The 7,263-nt window shown below is 71.8% G+C and carries 4 protein-coding genes; 3 read left to right on the top strand and 1 reads right to left on the bottom strand.

Annotated features, from left to right (window positions below; translation table 11 throughout):
• Positions 1 to 3,415, bottom strand: a 3,415-nt coding sequence (locus MJ785_RS15715; protein WP_239381507.1) for a sacsin N-terminal ATP-binding-like domain-containing protein, incomplete at its 3' end; no start/stop codon positions are given.
• Positions 3,416 to 3,497: 82 nt separating this feature from the next.
• Here MJ785_RS15715 and MJ785_RS15710 point away from each other — a divergent pair.
• From MJ785_RS15710 to purM, 3 genes are all read left to right on the top strand, one after another.
• Positions 3,498 to 4,235, top strand: coding sequence for a sterol carrier family protein (locus MJ785_RS15710; protein ID WP_239344874.1), 738 nt, complete (start codon positions 3,498 to 3,500; stop codon positions 4,233 to 4,235).
• Between the two features lie 194 nt (positions 4,236 to 4,429).
• Complete coding sequence (gene purF, locus MJ785_RS15705) at positions 4,430 to 6,112, top strand: amidophosphoribosyltransferase (RefSeq protein WP_370651445.1); 1,683 nt, start codon at positions 4,430 to 4,432, stop codon at positions 6,110 to 6,112.
• A 59-nt stretch (positions 6,113 to 6,171) separates the two neighbouring features.
• Positions 6,172 to 7,263 (top strand): phosphoribosylformylglycinamidine cyclo-ligase (purM, locus tag MJ785_RS15700; RefSeq protein ID WP_239381509.1); only part of this gene is annotated, 1,092 nt, incomplete at its 3' end.

Raw genomic sequence — 7,263 nt, 5'->3', positions numbered from 1 at the left:
TTGAAAGCAGCCGCACGCCGAGGACGAGGGAAGCTTCGGCCGCCCGGTCCAGCGGCATGCGCAGGGCGCTACGACCGGTCCCGAGCAGCGGCAGCAGGTCCGGCGCATCGACGATCACGGCGTTGGATGTCCGCACCACCCCGTCCGGGGTACGCACGGTCAGCGGGGGATCGATGCCGGTCGGCCGGTCGCCGCCGTTGCTGTCGGTGTCGTCGCTGTCTGTTTTATCGGTATTATCAGGGATCTTGGTGGCTTCCACCGCGGCCATGTAGAGCGTCCGCGCGGCCGGCCACGGCACGTCCCGATCGGTGTCGCCGAGCCGGTCGAGCAGATCGAGCAGCGCATCGGAGTCGTCCAGGACATCGGCGAGGGTGAGCCGGCAACCGAGCCGGCGCAGCAGGTCGACGTCCACGCCGGGCAGCGGCGCGGCGGGTGCGAACAACCCGTCGAGCAGCGGGTCCGCGCCGGGCAGCGCCAGTTCGGCCGGCGGCAGGACCGCGGTCGATCCGGCGACGGGAAGAAGCGCGTGCCGGGACAGCCACCAGCGGGTGTACGACGTGTCGACGTCAGCGCCGGCTCCCACCGGCCGGTTGGGCTGGCTGATCCGCTCGGAGTGCATGACCGCCTCCCGCAGGGGCGGCTGGGCAAGCTCGCTGAGCGCCTCGGGCCAGCGGGACGTGTCGACGAGTTCCAGGTCCCGCACGGCGCGGAAGGTCGTGAGTGTTGGTGGCGCGGCCGGCGCGGCATGTCTCGGCTCGTGCGCGGCTCCGGCGGTGAGACGGGTGGTCAGCTCTTCCACCCAGGCATCGCTGTCGTCCAGTTCCAGCAGCGTCGGCTCGTCCGGGTCGAGCCGAATGCCGTCAGCCCGCAGGGTGGCGAAGGTCCGCAGTACGCCGACCGCTTCCAGCACCCGTATCGGCCACGCCCGCGCGAAGTCATCGGCGAGGACGCTGAACGGCGCGTCCGTCGCGAGCACTCGGTCGAGGGGGCCGTCCGCGATCAACAGCTCACCAGCGGGGCTGAAATCCCCGTCGGCGTCAGGGAGGAGCAGATCGGCGAGCCACGGCAGCTCACCGACCGCGCCAGCGGGATCGAGGCCGGCGTCACGCACGAGTGCGAGGACGGCCGTGGCCAGCGCGCGGACAGCGTCGGCAGCCACGTCCGGATCGAGGTCCGCGACAGCGTCGGCGATGGATGGGTCACGCAGCACGCTCACCGGGGTTCCGTCAACCGCGCCGAGGGTGCGCAGGATGCCGCGGGCGGCACCGACGCAGGCGTCCGGATGCACCACCCGCAGCGGCAGACCTGAGTCGATCAATGCCGTGACGTCCAGCTCGGGCGTGGGGAGCAGCACGCCACGCGGGCCGGTGACCATCCGGGCGCCGAGCCGGGCCCCATCCGCATCCGTGCCGGTCTCCGTGCTGGTACTCGTGCCGGTGGGCTGTTCCCCGGTCGGCACGGCCAAGGGGACGGGCAGGGCGCCGAGAGCGTCCCGGTCCGGAGCATGCGCGAGAGCCGCATAGGCACGTGCCCACCACGCCGGTGGCCGGCGCAGCTCAGTGAGGATCTCGACTACCTCAGCGGTACCGAGCCGCTGTACTCCCAGCAGCGCCAGCGGCGACCGCCAGCGGCGGGCCGCGTAGTCTGCTGGTAGCAGACCGTCCACGCTGCCGCCCCCATCGGGCGCGTCGGGGGGTGCGTCGGGGAGCGTGTCGCCAGGGCCGGTGACCGGCCCGCAGGCAAGCAGCGCGGTGACCGCGTCGGTCGCCGGGCCGAGGTCGCACACGACGCAGGCGGATCCACGGCGCCCGCCTGGCAGCATCGGCGCGTCCGGAAGGAGCTGGCTGAGCGTATCCCGCAGCCTGCCGTCGACCTCCCCCACAGGCAGCCCGGTCGGGACGAGCTCGAGCGCCGCCAGCGGGGAATGCGCGGGCGGATGGCCGCTACCCGCGAGTGCCGCGAACACCCCGCGGACGTCGGCCTCCGGCGTGGTCCGTGCCGGGTTCCCGGTGCCGGGCTCGGCGGCGATCAGGGCTAGCAGGTCGGGCGCGGCCGGGGCCACCGGGGTGGGGCCGTCATGGCGTGCTGGCGGGGTGTCAGACGCTGGCGGGGTGGCCGCGGCCAGGCCGTCAGCTGTGGCCGGGTCGTCAGCTGCGGCCGGGCCGGCGCTGCCAAGGTCGACAGCCAGGTCGACGACTGTCTCGGCAAGCCGGTCCACCAGCCAGTCCCGCAGCGGACCGGCGACCGTGTGCCGGCGGGACGGTTCGAGGGGCAGGTCCACACTGACCAGCACCGGCAGGGACAGCGGTTCATCGGTCGGCTGCGGCGCGCGGACCAGCCTGGGCACGTCATCGGGCCAGCCGCCCTCGCGAACCATCGCCCGTGCCGCGTATCCGGTGCGGGAACGTTCCTCCACCGGCCGGTCGGCCAGCAGGCCCGCGGGGATCACGCCGCGTCGGACCCGGCCGACCCACCGCTCGCCGTTCAGCAGCGCGTGCTCCACGCCTGGCGCCGGGTACGCCCAGCCACAGGTCAGGGTTGCGGGCGTGCCGTCGATCACGATGGTGACCTCGGACAACCCGGGCATCAGCAGGGGAAGCGTGGGGTCCAGGCCCGTGAGCAACGAGCGGGCCAGCGCTTCCGCGGCGCTGTCACGCAGGGGCAGCCGGACGACCGTGTCGTAACCATCCGGCGGTGGCGGCGCGTCCATCATGGGGAAAGGAAGGCGCAGCACGGGGACCGCGCCGTCGCGGCGGCCCAGCTCGGTGTCAAGAGCCGGTTCGCCGAGCGCGTTGATCGCGTCGATCGTCGACTGCTTCGACCAGCCGATGCCACCGCCCAGGTGGTTGCGGTCCCCCCAGGAACCCACCGGCTGCCGGGACACGATCGACGGGGTGTCGCTGACGGCCAGAACCGCGGCGAAACCGACCCCGAAACGGCCGAGAGCCGTTGTGTCGCGCTTGGCTGAGGCGCGCAGGGTCGACAGTGACTCGACTCCGGCCGCGGACAGCCCCGTCCCGGTATTGGCGATCTCCAGTATCCCGTTGTGATGTTCTGCCGCGCTGTCGCTGTCGCTGGTCAGCGTCATCAGAACGCGGCAGGGGACAGCCGCGGTATGGGCCGCGTCCACCGCGTTCTGGAGCAGCTCGACGACGAGCCGGTCGCGGTAGGCGCCACGAGCGGCGTCCTCCTCCGCGTTCGCGTCCTCACGGAACCGGGCCGGAGATGCCGCCCAGGCGTCGAGCACCCGGCGTTGGATCGCCGCCGTCCCGAACGGGTCGCCGGGCTGGCCGCCGGGCTGGCCGGAGGTGCCGCGATCATCCTGGTTCGCGCGCCGCCGGTGGTCAAGAGGGCCGGCTTGGGTGTTGCCGCTGTCGGCGTCCACAATCACGTTCCCGTATGGCTGCGCGTCCATCGCTCCATCCTCCTCTTCGGTGGCGGTTGGCTGGGATACCAGGTGCCGCCAGCCGGCCCGGCGGCGGCCGATAATCGGGAACGTGGCGTCCGCGGCTCGTCGTGATGATCCGAAACTGGTGCCGGCGGTTGCCGGCCAGTGGGAGCGGATCGCCCAGCGAGTGGACGCGCTGGCCGATGAGGAGCTGGCACGGCCGGGCAGACTGCCCGGCTGGAGCATCGCGGACCATGTCGTTCATGTCCTCGGGGCGGCGGACGCGCTTGCCGCGGCGATTGCGGGCACCTCCCCCCCAGACACGGACCGGTTGCCAGCTGCCGACCTGTTGCGGTTGCGGCCGCGGCTGCGCGGCTGCGTCGCCGCGGCCGTGGCCGAGCTCGACAGTGCCGACCTGGCGCGTCCGGTCATGACCGCGGCGGGCGGGACGCGGCTGGGGGACTTTCTGGTCACCTTGGTGCTGGACGGTGTCGTCCACGGTCTTGATCTGGGGGTCGATCCGGCCCGGGACGCGCTGCGCATCGCCGTGCGGACGATCATCGGGTTGCTCGCCGCGCGCGCTCCAGGACGCTGCGTGGAGGTACGGGTGCCGCCGTTCGCGGCGATACAGGTAATCGAGGGCCCACGACACACCCGGGGCACTCCGCCGAACGTGGTCGAAACCGATCCGGTCACCTTCGTCGACGTCGTCGTGGGCCGCCTGAGCTGGGTGGATGCGGTGGCGGACGGCCGTGTGCGGGCCAGCGGCTCCCGCGCGGATCTGCGCCCGTTCCTCCCGTTGCCGTTCCTCCCGCTGCTGCCCGGCTCGGTACGGCAGATCGGCTGACCGGCTGACCGGCCGTTTCCGTCGTGGGCGCGCCCCAGGCGCCTGATGGGGCTACCCGGAGCGGATCCGTTCGTGGCGTCCCGCATGAGTCGGAGATCGACGGGTGCCGGGCGGGCTGACGCTGCTAGCGTGGACCGCGGACCAGACAAACGACGTCCCGAGGAGCCGTGTTGCCCGACGTCGGCGACTGTTCGATGTCCATCTCCGCCCGGCCTGCGATCTCCCCCGATGCAGCGGATGCCCCCCGCGGCGACAGACAGTTCGCCGATCTTCGACATCCTGGTGGCGAGGACCTGGTTCGTGAGTACGCCGACGATCCGGGCCCGCGGGACGCCTGTGGGGTGTTCGGCGTGTGGGCGCCGGACGAAGACGTCGCGAACCTCACCTATTACGGGCTGTATGCGTTGCAGCATCGGGGGCAGGAAGCGGCGGGTATGGCCGTCGCTGACGGCCGCAGAGTCCTCGTTTTCAAGGAGCTGGGCCTGGTCGCCCAGGTTTTCGATGAGATGACGTTGGCCAGCCTGTCGGGCCATCTCGCCGTGGGGCACACCCGTTACTCGACGACCGGGTCGTCCACCTGGGAGAACGCCCAGCCGTCCTACCGATCGTCACGGACCGGGGGGGAGGTGGCGCTGGGCCACAACGGTAACCTCACCAACACCGTCAAGCTGGCCGCGGACCTTGTCGACCCGGTCAAGGGCAGGATCCGGGCGACGACGGACTCCGATCTGATCACCGCGATGCTGGCCGCGCATCCCGGCCCGACGCTGGAAGAGGCGGCCATGGACGTGCTGCCCCGGCTGGCCGGAGCGTTCTCGCTGGTGTTCTGTGACACGTCGACCCTGTACGCGGCCCGGGACACCCATGGTGTGCATCCGCTGGTCCTGGGCCGGTTCGGCGGGGACGGAGCGGACACCGGCTGGGTCGTGGCGAGCGAGACGGCCGCCCTCGACATCGTCGGTGCCGGTTTCGTCCGTGAGGTCGAGCCGGGTGAGTTGATCGTTATCGACGCGAGCGGGCCGCGCTCCCGCAGGTATGCACCGGCGACACCGCACGGCTGCCTGTTCGAGTACGTCTACCTCGCGCGTCCGGACACCACGATCGCGGGCCGTTCGGTGCACGCGACCCGGGTCGAGGTCGGCCGGACACTCGCTCGCGAGGCGCCGGCCGAGGCCGATCTCGTGATCGGGGTGCCGCAGTCGGGCGTGCCCGCGGCGGTCGGCTTTGCCGAGGCCAGCCACATTCCGTACGGCGATGGGCTGGTGAAGAACTCCTACGTGGGACGGACGTTCATCCAGCCGTCGCAGACGATCCGTCAGCGCGGGATCCGGCTGAAACTCAATCCGCTGCGGGACGTCATCGACGGCCGTCGGCTTGTCGTCGTCGACGACTCGATCGTGCGTGGTAACACCCAGCGAGCCCTGGTGCGGATGCTGCGCGAGGCCGGCGCCATCGAGGTACATGTGCGGATCTCCTCGCCGCCGGTGCGCTGGCCGTGTTTCTACGGCATCGATTTCGCCACCCGTTCCGAGCTGATCGCGAACAGTGCCGGCATCGATGAGATCCGGGAGTCGCTGGGGGCTGATTCCCTGGCCTATGTGTCCCTTGACGGCCTGGTCGCGGCGTCCCGCCAGCCGGCACAGCGGCTGTGCCGCGCCTGTTTCGACGGGGTCTACCCGGTTGCGCTGCCGCACGCCGACCATCTCGGCAAGTATCTGCTGGAGGGGGCCGACGACGTGCCGCCGGTCGCCGGGCCGCCCGCCGGCTCCCGCGCGGACCATGCATGCGATCCTCCACTGGACAGCGGCGTGCTGATGGACGCCCTGCGGGCGGGGACGCCCGTCGACAGCGCCGGCCCGGCGACGCGGCAACGGTGAGCGCGCCGCCGCCCGGTTCGGGCAGCTCGGTCGGTCGGGCCGGCCCGAGTGCCCCGGACGTGCCACCTGGCCGGCCTGCGACGAACGTGTCCTATCTGGACGCGGGCGTGGACATCGACGCCGGGGACCGGGCGGTCGCCCTCATGCGCGGGCACGTCGCACGGGCCACCCGCCCGGAGGTGGTCGGATCGCTCGGGGGCTTCGCCGGGCTGTTCGCGCTCGACGTCACCCGTTACCGGCGTCCCCTGCTCGCTTCGTCGACCGACGGCGTCGGTACGAAGATTGCTGTTGCGCGGGCCGTCGGCCGGCATGACACCGTCGGTGTCGACCTGGTCGCGATGGTCGTGGACGACCTGGTGGTCTGTGGCGCTGAACCGCTGTTCCTGCTCGACTACATCGCCTGCGGTGCCGTCGTCCCGGAGCGGATCGCCGCGATCGTCGCCGGGATCGCGCTCGGCTGCCAGCAGGCTGGCGCCGCACTCGTCGGCGGGGAGACCGCTGAGCATCCCGGCCTGATGGGCGCGGACGATTACGATCTCGCTGCCACCGGTGTCGGCGTGGTGGAGGCGGATGCGCTGCTCGGCCCGCAGCGGGTGCGCTCCGGGGACGCGGTGGTGGCGATGGCCTCGTCAGGTCTGCATTCCAATGGCTACTCCCTGGTCCGTCATGTGCTGCTCGGCCCGGTCGATCCCGATGGCGCGGGCGGGGTGTCGGCCGAGGGGCGGGCCGTTCTGGAGCGCTATGAGGACAGCCTGGGTGTCACTCTTGGCGAGGCTCTGCTCACCCCTACGCGGATCTACGCCCGTGACTGCCTGGCGCTGGCCGCGGCGCTGGACGTCCACGCCTTCGCGCACGTCACCGGTGGTGGGCTCGCGGCCAATCTGGCCCGGGTGATTCCCGCCGAGATGACCGCCCGCCTGGATCGTTCCACCTGGGCACCGCCGCCCCTGTTCGTTCTGGTCGCCGAGCGTGGCGGTATTGCGGCGGCCGAGATGGAACGGACGTTCAACCTCGGTGTGGGGATGGTCGCGGTCCTGGCCGATAGTGACGCCTCGGCCGCTCTCGATCTGCTCGCCGCGCGCGGGATACCGGCATGGATCATCGGCGAGGTCGTTCGTGGCGATGCCGACGGCGCTGTGAACGATCTGACC

The sequence above is a fragment of the Protofrankia sp. CiT1 genome (assembly GCF_917627335.1).
Classification (GTDB): Bacteria; Actinomycetota; Actinomycetes; order Frankiales; family Frankiaceae; genus Protofrankia.
Note: the sequence above shows the minus strand (reverse complement) of the source record. Positions and strands in the feature narration are given on the sequence as shown.